This window comes from Fumia xinanensis, from assembly GCF_014384905.1.
Lineage (GTDB): Bacteria > Bacillota > Clostridia > Oscillospirales > Ruminococcaceae > Fumia > Fumia xinanensis.
This window is the reverse complement of sequence record NZ_JACRSV010000001.1, coordinates 293,847-314,592: the sequence shown is the minus strand read 5'-3', so window position 1 is coordinate 314,592 and position 20,746 is coordinate 293,847. Positions and strand designations below refer to the sequence as shown.

Here is a 20,746-nt window from a genome sequence, read left to right as displayed (position 1 = left end):
CTTTGGCCTCATCGGCCGTGAAAGGAAATGACAGCAGATGGCTGACAAAAAAATCCCCTGCAAAGTCTGCGGCAAGCTTTTTAGGCCCTGCCTCAGCTGCCAGGCACAGCAGATGCGCTCCTGGCGCACCTTTGCCTGCTCTCCCCAGTGCGGGCAGGAGTACTTCCGCAGAGAAATGGAGCAGAAAAGCAACCCAAAACCTTAACTTTGTTTTGAACCTACGATACCAATAACAGGGGAGGTGGAGAAACTTCTCCCCTCCCCTTATTTTTTATCACGAGACAGCAAGGAGGTGGCAAGCGGATGGACAAGGACCAGCAAAGACGAAGCTTTGACGGCATCGTGTTTGACAGCATTCTGGAAATGCGGTTCTACCGCGACGTAATCCGGCCGAAAATGGCGAGCGGCGATATCATCACCTGTCAGCTGCAAAAGGAATACGTCCTGCAGCCCATGTTCACCTACAACGGAAAAGTGGTGCAGCCCATTACCTATGTGGCAGATTTTTACCTCGTCTACAAAGATGGCCGGGAGGAAGTCATCGACACCAAAGGCTCCCCGTCCAGCACCGCCGTACTCAAGCGGAAGCTTTTCTGGCTGCAGTACCCCGAAATCACCTACCGCTGGTTGTCTTACACACAAAAAACCGGATGGATCTCTTACGACGAGCTGAAAAAAATCCGCCGGCAAGACAAAAATCGACAAAGGAGACAAAACCACTATGAACCAGAAAAAAACAGCAAGGAAAATCGGCGCCAACCGGTTTCAGGAAATCTATGAGCGCCAGAATCTCCCGGAAACGGTTACCTGCCGGTGCTGGGACGGAGAAGACGCCCCCGAAATGACCGTGAAAGTCCGACTGAGCCTCCAAGAGGCCGTCGACTTCGTGGCGGAGGCCGTCTCTCAGTGCGTGGACGCCGAAGACGGCGCCTACCTCCCCATTTTAAAAGAATTCGCCGTAAAGAGAAACCTTCTGCGCTACTACGCTTCCTTTAAGCTCCCCACCGACGCCCACAAACAGTACCGCCTCATCTACGGCACCCATGTCTGCCGCCGGGTTCTCGCCCTCATCGACTTGGAGCAGTATGAGGAAATCCTCGCCGCCATCGACAGCGGCATCGCCTTCGAGCAGCAAAAAATCCTCTCCGGCGAGCGGGCGGAGCTTACCCGGTTTATCCGGCAGATGGAGTCGATGAACGCCTACTTTGAGCAGACTTTTGGCAACGTAGATGTGCAAAACCTCGTGAAAAATCTGGGCCAAATCAAGGATATGGACGAGGAGAAATTGAAGGAAGTTCTAAAAAATTAGAAAAAGCCGCCCCTACGAGCGGCTTTTTTGAGCAGAATCAAACCCAGTTCATCTTCCACTTTAAAAGAAACGGAGGAATAAGATGAATGACAATCAAACGATTAACGTAACAGCACAGCTGGATACCACTGAAATCAAAAATTCTTTAAATCAACTTGAAGTAAGCATCAAGCCAATTAAACTATCCGTCGAAGTAGATCAGAAAGGGGTGTCCAGCGTTCAAACGCTGATAAACTCCCTTAAAAATCTGAACGGTGTTGGGAAAGAAACACAGCAAACACTGGGTATACTTTCGACAAAATACCAACTTTTTACAACCAGCGCTACAAAAGTAGTAACAAGTATTAATAATATATCTACAGCTATGTCCGCCTTTGAGAAAATAGGTAATAAAATATATGCCCGCTTTCCTCAAGCAGCCTAGTTGCAAGAGGGAGGTTGTACGATTTTCAAATTGCTGGAACAGGCCAAAGCCCGCCCGCCAAAACAGAGCCGGAAACGGCAGATGGACACGGAGGGAAAACCCGGAAAAAAGGGGCGGGATGGCGCAGGGTGAAACAAAAGCGATGAGTTTCCATCGTCCTAAACGCCGCAGTCCCCGGCTTGTGAGTTTACCGGGGCAACGCCCAATCAGCAGCCAAGCCCCTTCCCCGCATTTCGCGGAATGGGGAAGGTTCAACGACTGTAAGGAAATCCCGGCGGGATTCCTCGGAAATCCCGATGGAAATCCGATTCCCCCGCCGGTAAGAGACAGTCTGAACTGCGGGGAGAGCCCGCAGAGTTGTATTCAAGGATTGCCAGACCTTGAATACAGCCACAGTCATAGTATTAAATCATCTACCACTTGTATCCGCAGTTATTGCACTCAAACTGCTTACGTACGCAATCATAGATAGAAACCAATCCGCTTTCATATACGGTCGATATCCCTATTTCAGGCGCTTTCCTGATATCCGGGGAACCACAGGTGGGGCATTTGGGGATGTATCGGGTGTCTTTCAAGCTCTTTTCCACCGCCTCTATTCTTTCCTGACGTTTTAATTCCTGTTCGATTTCTTTTTGTTCTTCGGCTTCCTTTTGGCTTTGATTCCATTCTTCCAGATATTCTTGAACACTTTTTTGATACTTGTCATACCACTCAGCATTATAAGCAGGGTTACTAGTCGGGCAATAAGTCCTTCTAAGCTCTTCTCCAATTTTTACAGAATCTTCCGTTAAAGCGTATCCTATCCTTGTCGGTCCAACCACAATCATAGGCTGATAGCCGCAAAAGGGACATACTTTCTCTGAAATATCGTCATCATCCACACAACCACATCTGGGGCATACCCGATCGACAATCTGCACTTTGTTTTCCTCTTTTTTCCACTTTCCAAACATAAAAGTCACTCCCCTTGCCGTTCATTTTAAAATTTATGCACTACCACTGATATCCGCAGTTATTGCACTCAAACTGCTTACGTACACAATCATAGATAGAAACTAATCCGCTTTCATATACGGTCGATATCCCTATTTCAGGTGCTTTCCTGATATCCGGGGAGCCACAGGTGGGGCATTTGGGGATGTATCGCGAGTCTTTTACACTTTTTTCTATCTTCTGCATTTTCTCTTGCCACTCCAATTCTTTTTGAATTTCTTCTTGCTTTTGCTGCTCCTTTTCTTTTTGGTCAAGTTCAATTAAGTATTCCTGAATCCTCTTTTGGTACTTAGCAGCCCATTCTGCATCATAAGCAGGGCTATTCGTCGGACAATAAGTTGTTCTAAGTTCTTCACCCATGCTTAAAGTATCTTCCATTGTATCACAATAGAATACTTTAGCGGGCCCGACAATTACTACAGGACTATAACCGCAAAAAGGACAATTTTCTTTTGGTAAATCTGAATCTACCCATCCACATCTGGGACATACCATATCGACTTCCTGAACTTTTTCTTCTTTTTTCCGCTTTCCAAACATAAAAGTCACTCCCCTTTTTGATATTGTAACTTCATTATAGACAGGAAAAATTTCCCTGTCAATTGCATTTATTATGACTGTGTAACACACTGATATTTACTACTAATGAAAAAACTGGCAAAATGAACTTTTTTGGCAGGACGTTTGAGGACATCCAGAAAACCAAGGCGGCCCTCAAAGACCTGACCGGCAAAGGTTCTACCCTCAAAGGTATCACCACCGATTTATCCCAGCTGGAAAAAATAAAGGAAATCAACGCCCAGGATGAAAAAATACTGGAAACCTTTTTGTCCTCCCGTAAAGATCACGGAGATTGGCAGAAGCTTATCAATAATGAAAATGCTTCAAATATTTTGAAAGATTATGCCAATGAAGCCAAAAGAGCTGGTGTCTCGATGGAGGGGTTCCAGGAGGTCCAGAAAAAAGCCAACGCATCTTTGGTTGCCACTGCAAAAAGCGCTCCGGCAGCGGCAGCCGGCATGAAACTTTTATCCGCCGCCGCCCAGTTCGGCGTCATGCTGGCGGTTTCAATAGCTTTTGAGGCCATTGTTACCCTTATCACCAACATCGCCACCGCCAGCCAGCGGGCCATCGACAAAGCAAACGAAATTACCGAGGCCTATAAAAAAACCACCGAGGAAATCCAAAATAATATTTCCTCTCTGGAAGGCATGCAGTCGGAATTCAACCAGCTTTCCCAAGGTGTTGACGAATACGGAAACAATGTCTCCCTTTCCACCGAACAGTATGAACGCTATCAGGAGATGTTACAGGAAATCCTGAAAAACAATCCCTCCCTGATTGCGGGCTACGACGAAGAAGGCAAAGCCATTGCCAATAAAAACGGTCTGCTGGAAGAAAGCATCAGACTGCTGAAAGAAGAACAGGATTTGGCGCTAACCAGTCATGTTAGTTATGAAAACACCAAGACCATAGCCAAAGGGACTATTGAAAACTTTGAAAAAGAGGGAAACCGGGCAAAAAAAGAACTGGATATGCAGAGGGATTCTGCATATGGACGTATAGACGCGGCCGTTTTCCAGGGAGAAATGGATGATTACCTTGAAAGTAAATTAAGCAACCTATTTGGTCTGGACGATTTACGACATGAAGGTGAATCTCTAGGGGCTGCTTTCGTCAACAATATGGGCATAGCCTCGATGAATGTAGTTCGTAACGCAGAGCAAATCCGTGAGCTTCTGCCCATTGAAGCGGCGGAAGAATTGATAAGCGCCGCAAAAGACTACAACACCGCTGCCGAAGTGTATAATATGACCCTTGACAAAGCGTCTAAAGGCTTTAATGAGCACATGCTGTTAGCCGTATCCGACGCAGAAGGATACGACAAATTGACTGGTAAGCAAAAGGAATTTATGGCCAATTTTGTCAATGGATTCCGGATTACCGGGCAGGAAACAGATGAGGAACTCGCCAGAATTACCGACAGTTTTGTACTTTTTACCGAGCGTCTCGCTACAAGTCCCAAAGCTGCGTCTCTAGTAGAAGAACTCATGGCTTTAGATCCAAATTCTATGAACGCTGATGAATGGGAAACACAGGCGAATGAATTGGTTGACCAAATAGACGAGATCATGAATCTGTCAGAGGAAGAAAAAGCATGGCTAAAAATTGGCTTGAATATCGTAGTAGAACAAGACGGAAAAAACTATGACACGACACAAATCAAGGATGCCATTTCTGCACAGCTTCCAAATATCAGCCAAGGTTTATTAGATGCGCTTACAACTGAAGACATCCGTATTGCGTTTAACCTGCTTCCTACACTTAACGTTGAAACAGATAATAATGCCTTATTAGGCGCTATTGATGAAGCAAAAACGCAGGTTGAGGGTCTTATCGATCCCAATGATAAACTTTCAGAAACTGTTATCAAATTAAAGGATAATTACGGCGAACTATATGGTGCTTTAACCAAAGTCAGAGAAGGTCAAGCACTTTCATCCGACGAAGTAGTCTCTTTGGCAAACCAATATCCAGAACTAAATGACGAAATTATCAAAACGGCAAATGGATATACTATAGAAGAGGGTTCTTTAGCCGCTCTATACGAACAGAAAAAAGCCAGTTACAATTTAGACAAAGCAGCGGCGATAGAGGCCGCTAACAAGGTAGTAGAAGGTTGTCAACTAAGTATAGACGCTCGGACAGAAGATATTAAATCTATCAGAACAAAAATCGCAGCTAGTTTAGCTGAGTTAGAAGCTAGTGCCGTAACTTATACTAAAAACCAAAATAAATTAAAAGATTTATATACAACAACATATGGATTTGATGAATCTACCTTTTCATCAAATACTGAAGCTGGTTTAGCAAATATCCAGGCAAGAATAGATACAACCCAAAGCGCATTAGATAAGGTTGATAAGTATTTAGCTGCATCTGAAGGTTTTGACCTCTTTGAAAGTCTGTATGGGAACAACGGATCTAGCGGAAGTGGAGGAAGCAGTTCTGGTGGAAGTTCCTCCTCCGTAGACACCTGGCTCGCAGCCTACGACAAAGCAAAGGCTGACCTCGATTATCGCCGCAAGATGGGGCTAATCAGCGAAGAAGACTATCTAAACGAGCTGCGCGCCCTCAACGACAAATACTTTAAGGACAGGGAAAAATACCAAGATCAATATCGGAATAATCTGGTGGAAATCCGCGGTCTGGAAGAATCCCTTACTAAGGACAAAATCTCCGATATCAACGACGAAATCAGCGCCCTTGATAAAGAGGAAAACGCCTATGACGACCAGCTTGACCTGGTTTTACAGCAGCGGGACGCCATCAACGCCGCTATAGAAGATGCGCGGGCAAAAGGCTATGATATTGAATCTGAGTATTACAAGAGCCTTGAAAAATTGATGGATGAGAACCTGGAGAAAGAAAAATCCATCATCGATTCCAAACGGGAGTACGAACAGAAAGCCTTCCTCGAGGACATCGACGCCTCCAAAGACCGCATCGCCTCTTATAAAGACCGGGATCAGGGCGAAATCTCCGGCGAACTGATGGTCGAAGAGGCCGACGCGGCAATGAAAGCTATCAACGACCGCATCGAAAAGCTCCGCGGCGAGGATTCTGAGGCAAACAAAGAGTATATCAAGGAACTGCAAAAGCAGTACCAGGAGTTGTACGACAGCCGCCTGGAAGGCCTCCAGATGATCCTCGACGCAGAGAAAAAACAAATCGACGAAAGCATCAGCGCCGCCCGGGAGGCCCTTGAAAAAGAACGCAAGGCCACCGAGGAATTCCATAACGAGGAAATCAAAGCCTATAAGCGCAAACACGAGGCGCAGGAAAAGGTCAACACCCTCAAGGAAAAGGAACTGCAGCTGGAAAACCTGAAAAAGCAGCGGAACGTCCTCACCTACGTGGAGGGGCAGGGCTTTGTCTACACTGCCGACACTGAGGCAGTCGAGGCAGCACAGGAGGATCTGGATAAGACCAGAGAGGAATACGAGTATCAAGCTCAACTCCAACGAATGGAGGATGCCAAAGAAAAGGCGCTCAAGGCTATCGACGATGAGCTAGCAAAGCTGAATGAACAACAGGAATTCTGGGATCGGTATTTTGAAGACTTTGATCTAAATAGCAAGACTGCTCAGGACATTCACGAAGACTGGGTCAAAAAACAGGGCGAAAAATTTGTGGAGCAGACGCAAGCCGTAACCAACTACGCAGATACATACACCGCCCAGTTGGAACGGATGATTGAAAAAATCAGGGAACTAAACGCTCTGGAAAGTGGTAGAGAACTCAAAGGCGAACTGAAATCAGGTGCTTCGTCGGGCAAAGGAAAGGGTTATGCCTCCGGCTCGGCCTACGTTTCCAATTCCGGCACCTACCTCGTAAACGAAAACGGCCCCGAAGCCATTTTTAAACCTGGTACAGGCACCTACGAATATCTCCCTCAAGGCACCGTGGTTTTCAGCGCTGCGGCCACAAAGAATCTCTGGAATTGGAGCAAATTGAGCCCCGCCCATGCGTTCCGTTCTTCTCATCTTCCGAGCATCGCCGTACCACAGGTCAATTCTATCAACATCGGCGATGTCATCTTAAATGGCGTGCAGGACACCGACCGTCTGTCGCGGGAAATCGTTGACAGATTGCCTCTGGCGTTACAGCAGGAATTCTACAAACGATAAAATGCCGGGGCGAACCGCAATCCCTCAGTGTTTTACTCCGTTCGTCCCACATTCTTCCAGAAAGGAATCAATATGAAAAACAAACTGGATCCAATTGGCGTTTTATCAGAAAGCATCATCAAATATATAAAAGAAGCTCTGTCAAGCGCTTCTTTTGATAAAACGCAGAAAGGAATTATTACTGAGACACTATCGGACAACCGATACAAAGTAAAAATTGCACAGGCAGCTTATACTGTGCCGGCTGTCATTTCCGGAAGCTATGCAGTCGGCGATGAGGTTTACGTCATTGTCCCACAAAATGACCCTGATCAGATGTTTTTGCTTCCCGTCGGCATATCCGAGCTGGATCCCAGCACTACCGTCCTGTCGGTCAACGGAAAAACTGGCTATGTGAACCTCGGGATTCCAGATATTCCAAACCTGAACACCGAGCTGAATAACCGGGTCGTCAAGGAAACCGGCAAGGGGCTTTCCACTCACGATTATACTACAGCGGAAAAGCAAAAACTGGCCGGAATCGCCCAAAACGCCAATAACTATGTCCATCCTTCCGCTCACCCGGCTTCGATGATTACAGGGCTTTCATCGGTTGCGACTTCCGGTGCTTACGAAGATCTTGCAGGAAAACCCTCACTGAAAACAATCGCTACCAGCGGCAATGCTCAAGATGTTACTTTTTCCCCGCCTTCGGGAGTGACCGCTACCGACGTCCAGACTGCACTTACCGAACTAAACGCTAAAGCGGATGGAAAGGTAGACAAGGTAACCGGCAAAGGGCTTTCCACCAACGACTATACCGCGGCAGAAAAACAAAAACTGGCTGGAATTGCTCCTAACGCTAACAACTACACTCACCCCTCCGCTCACCCAGCCTCGATGATCCAGCTGAGCGACGGCAAAACCCTGCAGTCCGTCTTTGATGAAGCGATTTTCGTAACCGACTGGAATGACGCTGTAAAACCGGGTATGTATTTCAGTTTAAGTGATGCGGCCAACGAACCGCCCAGCCCAGTTGGTGATGACTGGTTCGGACAAGTATTTGTCTATCAAGGCCGGATTAAACAAATCCTAACTCACGCGAGCAGTGCGCCTATAGGAATTGAACGCTGGGCGCGCAGTTGGTGGGAATCCAGCCAGTCGTGGAGCGCATGGTCCCAGTCTTTTAAAAACGCTACCTCCAGCTCCAACGGACTGATGTCGTCGACAGACAAGACGAAACTAGATGGCGTAGAAGCAAACGCAAACAACTTTGTGCATCCCACAACTAGCGGCAATAAACATATTCCCTCCGGTGGAACGGATAAACAAATTCTTCGCTGGGATTCTGACGGAACAGCAGTATGGGATGAGGAAATCGACGCCTACACCAAAGAAGAGGCTAGGCAACAGTTTGCTAACGTCTTTGTAGGGAAGAAATCCGGACAGGCTGTTACCCTGTCAGATGTTTGTGAAAGCACTCTGCTCCAAAAGGCAGCAGTTCAGGGCGCGACGACGGAAGTCCTTGCAAACCCGGAGGCGGAGAAGTCACCGGATAATATCGCAACTATCAGTGGGACGGAGCCGACCGCATTGACGGTGTGCGGGAAGAACCTGTTCGATATGGACAACTGCTTTCCGGGGGATACCAGAGTATACAGAGGTATTACTTATGAAAAAACACCGGACGGAATCCTGGTAAACGGAACGGCCACCGCCCAGTCTTATACTACACCTCATGAAATGGCGGGGATTCTAAAGGTTGGAAAGACCTACACTGTCAGTATAAACGACCAACGGGCAGTACCGGTGATGCAAATTAATAAAGACACGGGAACGATATATGCACGAACATACACTGTGACAGGTGATGAAACAGGCATCGACGTCTACTTTTATTTCAGGGCTGACACGTTGGTAGACAATCTATTGGTGCAGTTTCAGTTAGAAGAGGGTTCTACTCCTACTGCATACGAGCCCTATTCCGGCACCGATTACCCTCTCCCCACCCTTGAAGCCCTCATGAGCCTGCCAAATGGCGTATGTGATGAATACGACGCGGTAACGGGGGTAGAGACGAGGAGGATCGGAAAAATGGTGCTGGATGGGACGGAAACATTTACTGTGGGAACGCACAGCAATGGACAGGCTTATGCATCATTTGTAATCCCCGTACATGCAAAAGCGGATAGTTTGCCCGTATCTACTCACTATCTGGCATCTCAGTGGACAAATCTAAATAACCGGATTTATGTGCCAAGCTACATGGGATTTGTGATTACGGACAGCCGATTTGTGAGCAAGGATGCAGCGACGGAAATTTTAGCCGCCCAACACGCCGCCGGAACGCCGGTTACCGTCTACTACGAGCTGGCCGAACCCGTAATCACTCAACACACTCCCACCGCTATCCTCGCAATCTATCCCACTACCACCGTCTATTCCGACCAGGGCAATATATCCGTTACCTATAACCGCGATAGTAATCAGGTATACGGAGAACTGACGGACAGTCTTATGGGAAAAGTTGACAAAGAAATCGGCAAAGGCCTTTCCACCAACGACTATACCGCGGCAGAAAAGCAAAAACTGGCTGGAATCGCCCAAAACGCAAACAATTACACTCACCCCTCCACTCATCCAGCCTCGATGGTGGTTTTCTCAGACGGCCACACCTTCCAGCAGAAACTGGATCAGGGAGAACTCAAAGGCGATAAGGGAGACAGTTTCAAAGTGGGCGAAACCTACGATACCGCCATTGAAAAAACATTCTTCTTCAAGCTCATGCCTTAACAGAAAGGAGGAAGCAATTTGGCACTTACGAAACCAGTTTTATCAAATATTCCAGCATTTGACGCCGATAAGCTTCGGGCAGAAAAAAGAAAAGTAACCGTTTCATTTCAATATACCGGTCCAAGTGAATCCCAGATCACTGGAAACCGTTTGATGATCTATAAAGGGTCCGATCTGGCCGAGGTATATGAAGCCCAACAAGCTATATCAGACTCTCAAAATCCCCCGTTGTATAACGAAACTATCACCCAGCTTAACCTCACCCACACAATCGACGTAGCGGCCAGCAATCTGCATAACGGATATGCTTACAATGCTGCGGTGACGGTATTTTCCGGCAGCGAAGAAAGCACACCCAGTGACACGGTTAGTTTTTACTGTTTCAGCACCCCTGTTCTCACGGTTTTGAATGAGGAGCTGCAAAACAAAGGGGTGATTCGGAATTCCAACTTTACTCTGAATTTTTCCTACCGCCAAAAGGAGGGAATTCCCCCCGAAGAGTACATCGTCAAGCTATATGACGAAGAAAAGAACCTCATCACCTCCACTCGGGAGAAAAACAGCCAATTGCCGGTATTCGATGCTACTTCTCAAACCTACAAAATGGATTTTTCAGTGCCCATCACCGGTCTTGTCAACGAACAGCGTTATTTTATCGGCATCCAGGTGGTCACCCGGTACGGCATGGTGGTTTCCCTGGGAGAAACCCAGTCTGACTCCATCGAATTTTCGGCTCAATATCTGCGCCCGTCCCGGCTGTTCGCCATTGTGGACCTAAGTAATCAGCCCGACGAGGGAAACATCCGCATTGCTTCAAACATCATTTCCATCGAGGGAACCAGTATCCCGGACCCAGCAGAATATGAAGGGCCAGCGGACAACCCCCGCAATATTATCCTCAATAAAGATGGCTATTCCGCCACCTTCAGCAAGGGCTTTTCCATTCGGGACGACTTTACCCTTCAGATGGTCTGCAAGAATCTGGTGGAATATGAAGTGTTTTGCGAACTATCAAACCAAAAGCAAAAAATTTCGTTCCGCTATGTGCGGGATCTGCCGAAAAAATCCGATCCTGCAGGCAACCCCCCCACCTATCACGTGGAAATGAAAGCCGACGACGGATTCTTCCCCACGGTGATTTGCAGCAATCGGATCACTTTGAGCGCTGCCTCGCCCTATCTATACCTTTGGTTTGAAAAACGCAATCACCTGTTTGACCTGAAAATCCGAAACAGCAGCGGAGAGGAGGCGGAAGCCGTATGATGTTTCTGGCAACAAGCTTTGCTTCCATAACGCCGGTTGCGCCCGTTGTAAACGGCACCTCAGCCTTGAGCTCCGTAACGCTCCGGCAGGGAACCTTCCGGGAATTATCCCTCACCGACCAGCTGTGGGACCGCACCCAATCGGACAGCTCCAAATTCCCGGAAAAAATCCCTCAGGAATGGGATTATGAGACCATTCTCCACGCCTATTTCGCGGGGAACCTCCTGGCAGGAAACGTCCAATTCGCCGCGAGAAACATCGGCGAAGTCCACATCCGCCGCCGGGAAAAAAATTCCTTCCAGTGGATCGATTTATTCCACATTCCCATTGAAACCGAAGAGGACTTTAAATTCGTCCGCTACGACCCCTACGCCCGCTCTCAAAAAGAATACTCCTACGCTCTAGTGGCGGTGACCAAAGAAGTAGAGGAAGAAGGGCTCAAGGGAGGCACCGAATACCCCAATGAAAAATCCATCCGCAGCGAGTTTGACGGCCTATTCATCATGGAACGGGATCTAGAATACCATTCACTGGTGCAGACTTCGGTAAACACCCAGAAAAACCGCCCTGCCGTCGCTGTCCCCACCCTGGGGAACAAATATCCCTTTGTTATCCTAAACGGCCTCAACAACTACTACAGCGGATCATCCTCAGGTATCTTCTTTAGAAAGGACGCCGCCAGCTGCGAGCTGAAATTAGAGGACGGCTGGACCTATCGGGAAAACCTGATGGAATTTCTCTGCAACGGCAAGAGCAAAATGCTGAAAAATTACGACGGCCGCATGTGGATGATCTCAGTGGTGGACAGCCCCACCGAGTCAGAGGGCGAACACGATTTTCTCCCCGTCACCTCCTTCAACTGGGTGGAAATCGGCGACTGCGACAGCGGCGACGACCTTCGGTACTACGGCTTTATTGATGACTTCCGCCTGACGAAGGGCAGGTGAGCGCCTTGTATCTTCCAACTGTAGATGATTTAAAAGTTTTAAAGCTGAAAAACAAGTCAGTCTATGTGAAAATCGAGCTTCTCGACCACAACTACCTGACCCTCGCTGAGTTAAACGGCGTCACCATCGACTTGAGCCTTTCCATTAACGCAAACTCTGACATTCGCCGGACGCTGAGTCTTACCATGACTGTCCGAGATGATTCCCTTCTTCTAGGAGAAAACCGAAAAATCTGGTTCGACCGCTATATCCGCGTCTATGCGGGCTATCTGAATACCCTCTCCCCAAAACAAGAAGTTTTGTGGTACAACATGGGCATCTATCTGTTCAACCAGACATCCTATTCCTACGATGTCTCCACCAAAAACCTCTCCCTTTCCTGCAGCGACCTGATGAGCGAGCTGACCGGCGCCCGCAACGGCGCCATCCCCGCCATAATGATGCAGATTTCCGAAGGAGCAAATATCCGTGAGGTGATGATCAAAGCCCTCACTCAGGATTATAACAGCGAAGGAGAGGAAAGTGTTCTCTTAAACCGCCCCTACATCATCGACGACATCGGCGGTGAAATAAATGTGCCGTCCGGTTCCTCTGACCCGCGCTGCGTGCCTTACGATCTGAAATTCAACGCGGGAGCCACCCGGCACCAGGTCATCGAAAAGCTCAGAGACCTGTATCCCGGCTGGGAAACCTATTTTGACGTAAATGGCGTTTTCATCTGCAAACGGATTCCAACCTGCAAGGACGACGCCGTGGCTCTGACCGATTCCGTTCTCTCCGAACTGGTCATCAGTGAGCAGCTCCAAAACAGCCTGGAGGAAGTAAAAAACGACATCCTTCTCTATGGAGTCCAGAAAAAGGACAACACCCAAATTGAAGCACGCTGCTGGGATCAAAACGAAGCAAGCCCTTTCTGTGTTCAAAAGTTGGGGCGGATCACCGAAGTGCTCAGCGGCGGCGAGTACGCAAAAATCGCTACCAATGATTTGGCCCTTCAACGGGCCAAATACGAGCTTTGGAAGCGAACTCGCTTAAATGACGGTTTGCAGCTTCAAACCATTACCATTCCCTGGCTGGATGTCAATCAAAAGATCCGTTACACCCCGAGAATCACGGGGAAAACCGAGGAGTGGATCATCAAATCCATTAACCACTCGGTTTCGTCGGGCACTTCCAGCTTGGAACTCATCAAATTCTACCCCCTATACCCGGATATTACATAAGAAAGAGGTGTCACAATGAGCACACAATACCCTTACCTTTATAATTCAAACTTTCCAGACGGACTTGACGAGATGACCGAAATGACCGATCCCTCCGAGGCCGATCTGCCAAAAATCGAGGCGTACAATGCCAAAATCGCCGCCAGAGACTGGGCGGGAGCCCAGCAGGTACTGAACCAGTACCCAGAACTGAAAAACATGATGTTCAATGCCGACCGGTGGAATAATCTTTATCACATGACCTACTCGGTTCAGGAATTTTTCCACGATAACATCGACAATTATCTGGAAAACCTCATCACCTATCAGGGAACTTACAGCTCCAGCAAACGATACACCAAATATGACGTGGTCATCTACCAGGGAATGTCTTACATGGCAACGAAAAAGACAATTCCCATGGGTGCTCTGCCGACAAACACCGCCTATTTTGTTCCCATGACGATTAAAGGTGAAAAAGGCGATCCCGGTGCAAATCTCAAATTCTGTGGCCACTGGAATTCATCTACCGCTTATGTAAAAGACGACCTGGTTGATTACAATAATGTCCTTTGGGCAGCGACTACAGCCAACACCAATTCTGCCCCATCCTTTACCAACTCCAAGTGGGCAAAGGTCGTGAGCAGCCGCCAGATAATTATCAGCGGGACCCAACCTGCTTCTCAGAATCAGGAAATTGGCGATATCTGGTATGAAATCATTTAACGGATAGGAGGAAAAAACATGGCTATTAAAATTCAACAGCGCCGAAAAATCGGAGTTGACACTTATGAAGAGATGTATCCCAAAACCCAGGCAGATTGCGTTTCGGTCAGCAGCGGCGGCAATTTACAGACAAAACTAAGCGACATTGATAAAAAGGTAACCTACGAACTCACTTGCAGCAAAACCGGCAGCACCTATGCGCTTTCCGAATTTCCCTCGGTGACCGGCCTCGTGTCCTGCGTTTTTAAGGCCGATAAGGACTATGCGGTTAATGATGGTTTTACCGTCAACGGTACTGACTATACCGTGCAGACGCTGGACGGAAAGGCCCTGACAGCAGGCGCATTTAAAGCGGGAGCAGTCGTCCCGATTATCATTGATACAGCGGGAAAAAAGATAAATTTTAAGCAGGCCGGAGGGCAGCTTTCCCTTCCGGCCGAAGCCTATGTGATGATCGCCTCGTATACTGCAAACGGCACGTTTACCGCTCCGGTATCTGGCAAATACCGAGTAACCTGTATTGCCCGGGGCGGCAGTGGAGGAGGAATATTCCAAGAAGGTTTGGCAGAGACACTGCACGGCATTAACGGGCCTGGGGGAGGGGCTGGCGGAGCCGGCCAGGTAACAACAATGCTGGCCGCAGGCAATACTATTACAATTACCGCCAATGGAAACGCCAGCTTTGGAACAATAATCTCCGCTGTCCCCGGAAACGACGGGGCCGTTCAACCATATGGATCATCTTATACCGCCGTTCCAGGAACAAACGGATATTGTACCGGGGAAGAGATCACCAGTTTCCAGCCAATAGCCGCTACCTCTGGCACAAACCAGTTTACTTCAGGTAATGGCACGGCCGATGGCGGAAACGGAGGCGCATACAATACCGCTCAAAGTAAATTCCTGTCTGGAGAAGGCGGGAAAGGAGGAGACGCTGATTCCTCTCTGGACGGAAAAACATCTGTCAAAGCGTCTTATTCCGGCACATTTCCCTTTGGAACAGGAGGCGGTGGTGGCGCCTACCGCTGCTTTTATACCCTTGTAAATGCTACAACCACAGAGTATGTATCCCAGGGAGGAACTGGTGCTCCGGGAGGACAGGCAGCAGTTATCATCGAGCTCATTTTAGACGAACAATAAATCTGAATACAACAGGTTATAAAAGAAAGGAAAATTTATTATGACAAAAAAATATGCGTTTATTGATTACGGCGGACAGGTATTATCAATTGAGACCAGGTGCTCCTGCATTTACTGCAAAGATAAGCAGGATGGAGAATTATCCATTGAAGACGTCGTTCATCCAAGTTTGGTAGGACGGTATCAAGAAATTCCATCCGGTATTTCTGTAAAAGAGGGGATGCTTTTCTCAGACGGGACATTCAAAGAAAACCCCATTGCCCCCAGTACCAAAATCACACAGTTGGAAAACAGAATGTCCGCAACCGAAGACGCCCTTTTGGCCTTCATGATGATGTAATTTAAAAAATAATAGAAGGAGAATCGCTATGTATCAATTTATTTTAAACTGCTGGACGATGGGCAAAATCAAGTCGGAAGCAGATATTTACAATTTTATCAGTAAAGGCTTTATCACAGAAGAAGAAGCCAATATGATCCTTTCCACTCCCAAAAAATAACAAAGCGAAGGTGATGGGGCGTTCCCCGCTCCATCACCTTTTATATGAAATATGGAGTGACACTATATGATAAATATAATTGAAATCCAAGATCGGGAAGGTGGCATTTACCATCCAGTTACTGACGCTAAAGCGGTTAAGCTGCAAAACGGGGATAACCTTCAGCAAAAGGCAGAATCTCTGGACACACAAGTCGCCGGCAAAGTGGATAAAGTTGCTGGCAAAGGCCTTTCCTCTAACGATTATACAACAGCGGATAAAAATAAGCTATCCGGCGCTGCATCTTTAGACTCCCCTGTCTTTACTGGAACGCCCCAAGCACCCACCCCGGACATGTCCGACAGCAGTGCGCAAATCGCCACTACCGCTTTTGTAAAAGCGCAAAATTACGCAGCAAGCAGTCACACCCATACTGCCGCTGAGGTCGGTGCTGTAGATCAAAAAAATGTGCTGTCCAATGCAGACATTGAAAAAATTATAAATAGCTAAAGAGAGGATATTTATTATGAAATATTTAGATCAAAACGGCCTTTTATATCTCTGGCAGAAGCTGAAAACATTGCTTGGCGGAAAGGTCGACAAAGTAGAGGGCAAAGGCCTGTCAACCAACGACTATACCACAGCGGAAAAAAACAAGCTCTCCGGTATTGCAAGCGGAGCCAATAACTATACCCATCCTACTACCAGTGGAAACAAGCACATCCCCGCAGGAGGAGTATCGGGACAGATCCTCCGCTGGAGCGCTGACGGCACTGCAGTTTGGGGAGCGGACAATAATACCACATACACCGACGCCACCACCGAAAAGTCCGGTCTGCTGTCCGCTTCTGACAAAACCAAGCTGAACGGCATCGAAGAAGGCGCCAATAAAACCACAGTCGACAGCGCCCTGTCCGCTACAAGCACGAACCCGGTCCAGAACAAAGCCATCAATACCGCCTTGGGCAACAAGGTGGATAAAGTCAGCGGAAAAGGCCTGTCTGCTAATGATTACACCACGGCGGAGAAAAACAAACTAGCGGGGATTGCAGTGGGCGCAAACAACTATGTTCATCCCGCCAGTCATCCGGCAAATATGATCGTTCTGGAAACAATTGGCGGCCAGATGACATTGGACCAATTTACCAACCGCGGAGTTTGGGCGGACGATTGGAACGACGCGGTTACCCAAGGATTTTATTGTGGATACGCCGATGCGCCAAACGCCCCTACATTTTCCAATGGGTCATCCAACATGTATCTGTTCGGAATTGTGCTGAAAAATCCCCATGGCCCGACCAAACAGTACATAACCACTCCAGATGGAGAAGAAATAAAATATCGCTGTGCTGATTTCTCGAACAGCGTTTTAACCTGGGGAGAATGGAAACCACTGATCTCGGACGCAACATCGGCCAAAAGCGGCTTGTTATCCCCCGCTGATAAAACAAAGCTGGACGGCATTGCCGAAGGAGCCAACAAAATAACGGTAGACAGCGCCCTCTCTTCCACTAGCACAAATCCGGTGCAAAACAAGGCTGTGAAAGCGGCTTTGGATGCGAAAGAAGCAAGCTTTACTAAAAACAGCGCTTTTAACAAAAACTTTGGCACCGCCGCCGGAACTGTCTGCCAGGGAAACGACTCCCGTTTAAGTGACGCGCGTCCCGCCAATGGCGGAAATTCGTCCACTGTAAACGGACACAACGTACTTTCGGACGTTCCTGCCAATGCAGTTTTTACCGATACCACTTATTCTGTGGCAACGGCGTCAAAGGACGGACTGATGAGCAAGGCAGACTTTTCAAAATTAAGTGGATTCAGCGCAGCAAGCAACTATGCGCTTAAGTCGGACATCACAGGGGTGTATAAGTATAAAGGATCCAAGTCCACCGAAGCCGATCTTCCCACTACCGGGAATACCCTGGGTGATGTCTGGAACGTAGAAACCGATGGTCAGAACTACGCATGGGACGGTCAAAAATGGGACGGTCTCGGCGCAGTATTTGAAATTATCTCTATCACAAACGCAGAGATCGATACTATTTTTGCAAGCTAGGGGGAAATGATATGCCTTATCTAGATCAGACGGGGCTTAGCCATCTCATACAAAAGATAAAAACTCTGTTTGATAAAAAAGCCGACCTTGCTTCCCCATCATTTACCGGGGCGCCCAAGGCTCCCACGCCCGCCAGCAGTAACAACAGCACCCAAATTGCGACAACTGCTTTTGTCAAAGCACAAAACTATGCATCAGGAAGCCATACTCATTCGGCAGCGACCACCAATACGGCCGGATTTATAAGTGCCTCGGATAAAACAAAGCTGGACGGGATTGCAGCAAATGCAAACAATTACGCTCATCCATCCACTCATCCCGGTACAATGATTACTACTTCTGACGGAAGAAACGTCGAAGAAATTTTTGCCAATGCAAAATCGGTTACAGATTGGAACGACGCAATAAGACCTGGGTGGTTTTACAGCAACAGCAGCGCAGCTAATAAGCCGCCCAGCCCTGTTTCTGATGATTGGTTTGGAGAAGTATTTGTTTATTTTGGAGATATTAAACAGATTTTAACACCAAAAATGATAAGCGCTGATGTAAGAATAGAAAGATGGGTTCGCACTAGAAATACAAGTGGAACCTGGTCCTCTTGGACACAAAGTTTTGCCGAAGCTACTACATCTAAGTACGGATTGATGTCTAGTGCAGATAAGGTAAAGCTGAACGGAGCAGCGCCTATAGCTTCTCCCGCTTTTACCGGCACGCCGACTGCCCCTACTGCGGCTACTTCTGCCAATAGTACCCAAATCGCGACTACCGCTTTCGTAAAAGCGCAGAATTACGCTGTGGGAAGCCATACACACTCTGCAGCGACCACTAGTGCAGCTGGATTTATGAGTGCCGCGGACAAAACAAAGCTAAACGGGATTGCAACAAACGCCAACAATTATGTGCACCCCACTACCAGCGGAAATAAACACATTCCTTCCGGCGGAAGTGCAGGGCAGATCCTTAAATGGATTGACGATGGTACTGTGGCCTGGGGCAATCTGGCAGGTTCGGAACCGACATTGGTGACCGACTGGAACGATGCCACAGAGACCGGTTTTTATTACAGCGCCAACAATGCCGCCAACTCTCCGCAGCTAAGCAGTTCCGATTACCTCGGCATCGTTATAGCTCGCGGCAATTATGTAAAACAGTATGTCACCTCTGCGGTGGGAATAGAATGTGCCGTTCGCTTCGATCATGGAGCCGGTTTTTATGCATGGCAGTCCCCACTTCCAAATGCAACAACTGCGAAAAACGGTCTCATGTCCTCTTCTGACAAAGCAAAAGTAGACGGCGCAGCACCTTTGGCGTCCCCCACCTTCACAGGTACTCCCAAAGCGCCAACACCCTCAGCTTCTACAAACAGCACCCAAATTGCCACCACCGCTTTTGTCAAAAGTCAAGGGTATGTGACAAGCAGTCATAGTCACAGTGCAGCGACCACAAGTGCGGCAGGCTTTATGAGTGCTGCGGACAAAATAAAACTAAACAGTGTCACCACTTTCGTTTATAATAATCCTACCCTTTCCTCCCTTGGCAGCGACATTTTAATGAAAATCACCGCAGCCTCAAATCCCAACAATGCAAAAAGTGTAAAAATTGTAGTGACCGGCAACGTGACGCTGGGGACATTGAACGCGAACAAAGCGTATATGGATTTTGGAAGCAGCTTGGACATCCCTGTTCATATTGATTGGAGCAACGCTGTTTTTCCACAGATGAACACCAACACAGAAAACATCACTCTCATTCGTCACACCGGCGTCAATACCGTTTACCATGAGGGGCTGACTATTCGTGCTGCGGCAAATGATTCTTTGAATAACGGGACAACTTGTATCGAAAATGCAGGCGAGGGCGATATTATCATCTATAATTGTGATTTGACAAGCGTGGATACAAGGGGGGCACTGACTGGTGGAGTTACTATTCGCCACACTGGAGCAGGCAAAACATTTGTCGATAACTGCCGTCTCCAATACTATAAGTGGGGGAGAAACATTGCAGTAAATCATGCTTCTGCTCAAGTTTTTATTCACAATTCCATATTGAAACAGTTAGTGGAGCTATCCGGAAAAGGAATTGACATTTCCAGCGCTGAAAAAGTATGTATCAGTAACTGTGTCAGCGAAGGCGGCCTAGAGGCCAGCAACTGTAATTTATCCATCATCAATTCAGCCATCCATCATGGTACAGCCGTCAGCGCAACTGCTACCGCAAACATCGATAACTCATGGTTATATCACTATAATGAAAACACCGCTTACAACGGTGTAATGGCGGGGCTGAGTGTGGCAGGAAAAGCTAATATTACAAATTCTATATTTATAGGAAAATCATCGTATAATAGCTCTAATTTATCCAATGGGGGCTGCGGTGTATACCTGAACGGCGCTACGGCGAAGTTATCCGCCTCCAATTGTACCTTCCGAGGCTATAAGCACTCCTCCAATACAGCCGGCTTTGGCTTAGGAATTGGAGCCTCCTCTAACATTACCGCAAACACCTGTATAGTACTGCATGGATGCCGGTTTGACCGTGTCGCTATCAGCAGCAGAACGCAAACAGCCGACATCACAGTGGGAACTTCCTCCGTTTGCCCTAAATACAACATTGTGGGCTGCAGCTTTTATAGCTCCACCGTTTCCTTAGGGGGTTCCAATATTTCTTCCACCACTACCACCAATAAGTACATGCCCTCCTACTCAAACTTTTTCTCCCAAACTTCATAAGGGGATTCT

Annotated in this window: 18 protein-coding genes; 16 read left to right on the top strand and 2 right to left on the bottom strand. The window is 47.7% G+C overall.

What is annotated here, in order from left to right:
* Positions 1–37: 37 nt before the first annotated feature.
* The 4 genes from H8710_RS01470 to H8710_RS01455 all read left to right on the top strand — a co-directional run bounded on the left by H8710_RS01470 (position 38) and on the right by H8710_RS01455 (position 1,733).
* Positions 38–205, top strand: a complete 168-nt coding sequence (locus H8710_RS01470) for a hypothetical protein (RefSeq protein ID WP_249293613.1) — start codon at positions 38–40, stop codon at positions 203–205.
* A 98-nt stretch (positions 206–303) separates the two neighbouring features.
* A complete protein-coding gene (locus tag H8710_RS01465; RefSeq protein WP_249293612.1) occupies positions 304–780 on the top strand; it encodes a DUF1064 domain-containing protein in 477 nt (158 codons plus the stop codon).
* The gene (locus H8710_RS01460) at positions 722–1,309 is read left to right on the top strand and encodes a hypothetical protein (protein WP_249293611.1); all 588 of its coding nucleotides are present in this window, start codon (positions 722–724) and stop codon (positions 1,307–1,309) included. The genes H8710_RS01465 and H8710_RS01460 overlap by 59 nt, the downstream gene beginning before the upstream one ends.
* 82 nt (positions 1,310–1,391) lie before the next feature.
* On the top strand, positions 1,392–1,733 hold the full coding sequence (locus H8710_RS01455) for a hypothetical protein (protein ID WP_249293610.1): 342 nt from the start codon (positions 1,392–1,394) through the stop codon (positions 1,731–1,733).
* Positions 1,734–2,146: 413 nt separating this feature from the next.
* On the opposite strand, the gene H8710_RS01450 is transcribed toward H8710_RS01455, so the two are convergent.
* Entirely contained in the window at positions 2,147–2,689 is a 543-nt protein-coding gene (locus H8710_RS01450; RefSeq protein ID WP_249293609.1) for a hypothetical protein, read from the bottom strand.
* A gap of 40 nt (positions 2,690–2,729) precedes the next feature.
* On the bottom strand, positions 2,730–3,269 hold the full coding sequence (locus H8710_RS01445; protein WP_249293608.1) for a hypothetical protein: 540 nt from the start codon (positions 3,267–3,269) through the stop codon (positions 2,730–2,732).
* 122 nt (positions 3,270–3,391) lie between these two features.
* Between H8710_RS01445 and H8710_RS01440 the strand changes: the two genes are divergently transcribed.
* From H8710_RS01440 to H8710_RS01390, 12 genes are all read left to right on the top strand, one after another.
* Positions 3,392–7,420, top strand: a complete 4,029-nt coding sequence (locus tag H8710_RS01440; RefSeq protein WP_249293607.1) for a coiled-coil domain-containing protein — start codon at positions 3,392–3,394, stop codon at positions 7,418–7,420.
* Positions 7,421–7,492: 72 nt separating this feature from the next.
* Entirely contained in the window at positions 7,493–10,192 is a 2,700-nt protein-coding gene (locus H8710_RS01435) for a hypothetical protein (RefSeq protein WP_249293606.1), read from the top strand.
* Between the two features lie 18 nt (positions 10,193–10,210).
* Entirely contained in the window at positions 10,211–11,455 is a 1,245-nt protein-coding gene (locus H8710_RS01430) for a hypothetical protein (protein ID WP_249293605.1), read from the top strand.
* Positions 11,452–12,402: a hypothetical protein gene (locus H8710_RS01425; RefSeq protein ID WP_249293604.1), complete on the top strand. Its 951-nt coding sequence runs from the start codon at positions 11,452–11,454 to the stop codon at positions 12,400–12,402. The genes H8710_RS01430 and H8710_RS01425 overlap by 4 nt, the downstream gene beginning before the upstream one ends.
* 5 nt (positions 12,403–12,407) lie before the next feature.
* Positions 12,408–13,625 (top strand): DUF5048 domain-containing protein, encoded by a 1,218-nt coding sequence (locus H8710_RS01420; RefSeq protein WP_249293603.1) that lies wholly within the window; start codon positions 12,408–12,410, stop codon positions 13,623–13,625.
* 15 nt (positions 13,626–13,640) lie between these two features.
* Positions 13,641–14,330: a hypothetical protein gene (locus H8710_RS01415; protein ID WP_249293602.1), complete on the top strand. Its 690-nt coding sequence runs from the start codon at positions 13,641–13,643 to the stop codon at positions 14,328–14,330.
* A gap of 18 nt (positions 14,331–14,348) precedes the next feature.
* Positions 14,349–15,470: a hypothetical protein gene (locus tag H8710_RS01410; RefSeq protein WP_249293601.1), complete on the top strand. Its 1,122-nt coding sequence runs from the start codon at positions 14,349–14,351 to the stop codon at positions 15,468–15,470.
* Positions 15,471–15,510: 40 nt separating this feature from the next.
* A complete protein-coding gene (locus H8710_RS01405; RefSeq protein WP_249293600.1) occupies positions 15,511–15,810 on the top strand; it encodes a hypothetical protein in 300 nt (99 codons plus the stop codon).
* A 28-nt stretch (positions 15,811–15,838) separates the two neighbouring features.
* Positions 15,839–15,970: a hypothetical protein gene (locus tag H8710_RS13305; protein ID WP_283242743.1), complete on the top strand. Its 132-nt coding sequence runs from the start codon at positions 15,839–15,841 to the stop codon at positions 15,968–15,970.
* A 66-nt stretch (positions 15,971–16,036) separates the two neighbouring features.
* The gene (locus H8710_RS01400; RefSeq protein ID WP_249293599.1) at positions 16,037–16,459 is read left to right on the top strand and encodes a hypothetical protein; all 423 of its coding nucleotides are present in this window, start codon (positions 16,037–16,039) and stop codon (positions 16,457–16,459) included.
* A 16-nt stretch (positions 16,460–16,475) separates the two neighbouring features.
* Positions 16,476–18,005, top strand: a complete 1,530-nt coding sequence (locus tag H8710_RS01395; protein WP_249293598.1) for a hypothetical protein — start codon at positions 16,476–16,478, stop codon at positions 18,003–18,005.
* A gap of 11 nt (positions 18,006–18,016) precedes the next feature.
* Positions 18,017–20,737: a pyocin knob domain-containing protein gene (locus H8710_RS01390; protein WP_249293597.1), complete on the top strand. Its 2,721-nt coding sequence runs from the start codon at positions 18,017–18,019 to the stop codon at positions 20,735–20,737.
* Positions 20,738–20,746 lie beyond the last annotated feature (9 nt).

Coding starts and splice junctions, on each gene's coding strand:
- H8710_RS01400 (WP_249293599.1), top strand. CDS start 16,037: ATGATAAATATAATTGAAATCCAAGATCGGGAAGGTGGCATTTACCAT.
- H8710_RS01445 (WP_249293608.1), bottom strand. CDS start 3,269: ATGTTTGGAAAGCGGAAAAAAGAAGAAAAAGTTCAGGAAGTCGATATG.
- H8710_RS01470 (WP_249293613.1), top strand. CDS start 38: ATGGCTGACAAAAAAATCCCCTGCAAAGTCTGCGGCAAGCTTTTTAGG.
- H8710_RS01415 (WP_249293602.1), top strand. CDS start 13,641: ATGAGCACACAATACCCTTACCTTTATAATTCAAACTTTCCAGACGGA.
- H8710_RS13305 (WP_283242743.1), top strand. CDS start 15,839: ATGTATCAATTTATTTTAAACTGCTGGACGATGGGCAAAATCAAGTCG.
- H8710_RS01435 (WP_249293606.1), top strand. CDS start 7,493: ATGAAAAACAAACTGGATCCAATTGGCGTTTTATCAGAAAGCATCATC.
- H8710_RS01455 (WP_249293610.1), top strand. CDS start 1,392: ATGAATGACAATCAAACGATTAACGTAACAGCACAGCTGGATACCACT.
- H8710_RS01440 (WP_249293607.1), top strand. CDS start 3,392: ATGAACTTTTTTGGCAGGACGTTTGAGGACATCCAGAAAACCAAGGCG.
- H8710_RS01390 (WP_249293597.1), top strand. CDS start 18,017: ATGCCTTATCTAGATCAGACGGGGCTTAGCCATCTCATACAAAAGATA.
- H8710_RS01450 (WP_249293609.1), bottom strand. CDS start 2,689: ATGTTTGGAAAGTGGAAAAAAGAGGAAAACAAAGTGCAGATTGTCGAT.
- H8710_RS01405 (WP_249293600.1), top strand. CDS start 15,511: ATGACAAAAAAATATGCGTTTATTGATTACGGCGGACAGGTATTATCA.
- H8710_RS01395 (WP_249293598.1), top strand. CDS start 16,476: ATGAAATATTTAGATCAAAACGGCCTTTTATATCTCTGGCAGAAGCTG.
- H8710_RS01425 (WP_249293604.1), top strand. CDS start 11,452: ATGATGTTTCTGGCAACAAGCTTTGCTTCCATAACGCCGGTTGCGCCC.
- H8710_RS01460 (WP_249293611.1), top strand. CDS start 722: ATGAACCAGAAAAAAACAGCAAGGAAAATCGGCGCCAACCGGTTTCAG.
- H8710_RS01410 (WP_249293601.1), top strand. CDS start 14,349: ATGGCTATTAAAATTCAACAGCGCCGAAAAATCGGAGTTGACACTTAT.
- H8710_RS01465 (WP_249293612.1), top strand. CDS start 304: ATGGACAAGGACCAGCAAAGACGAAGCTTTGACGGCATCGTGTTTGAC.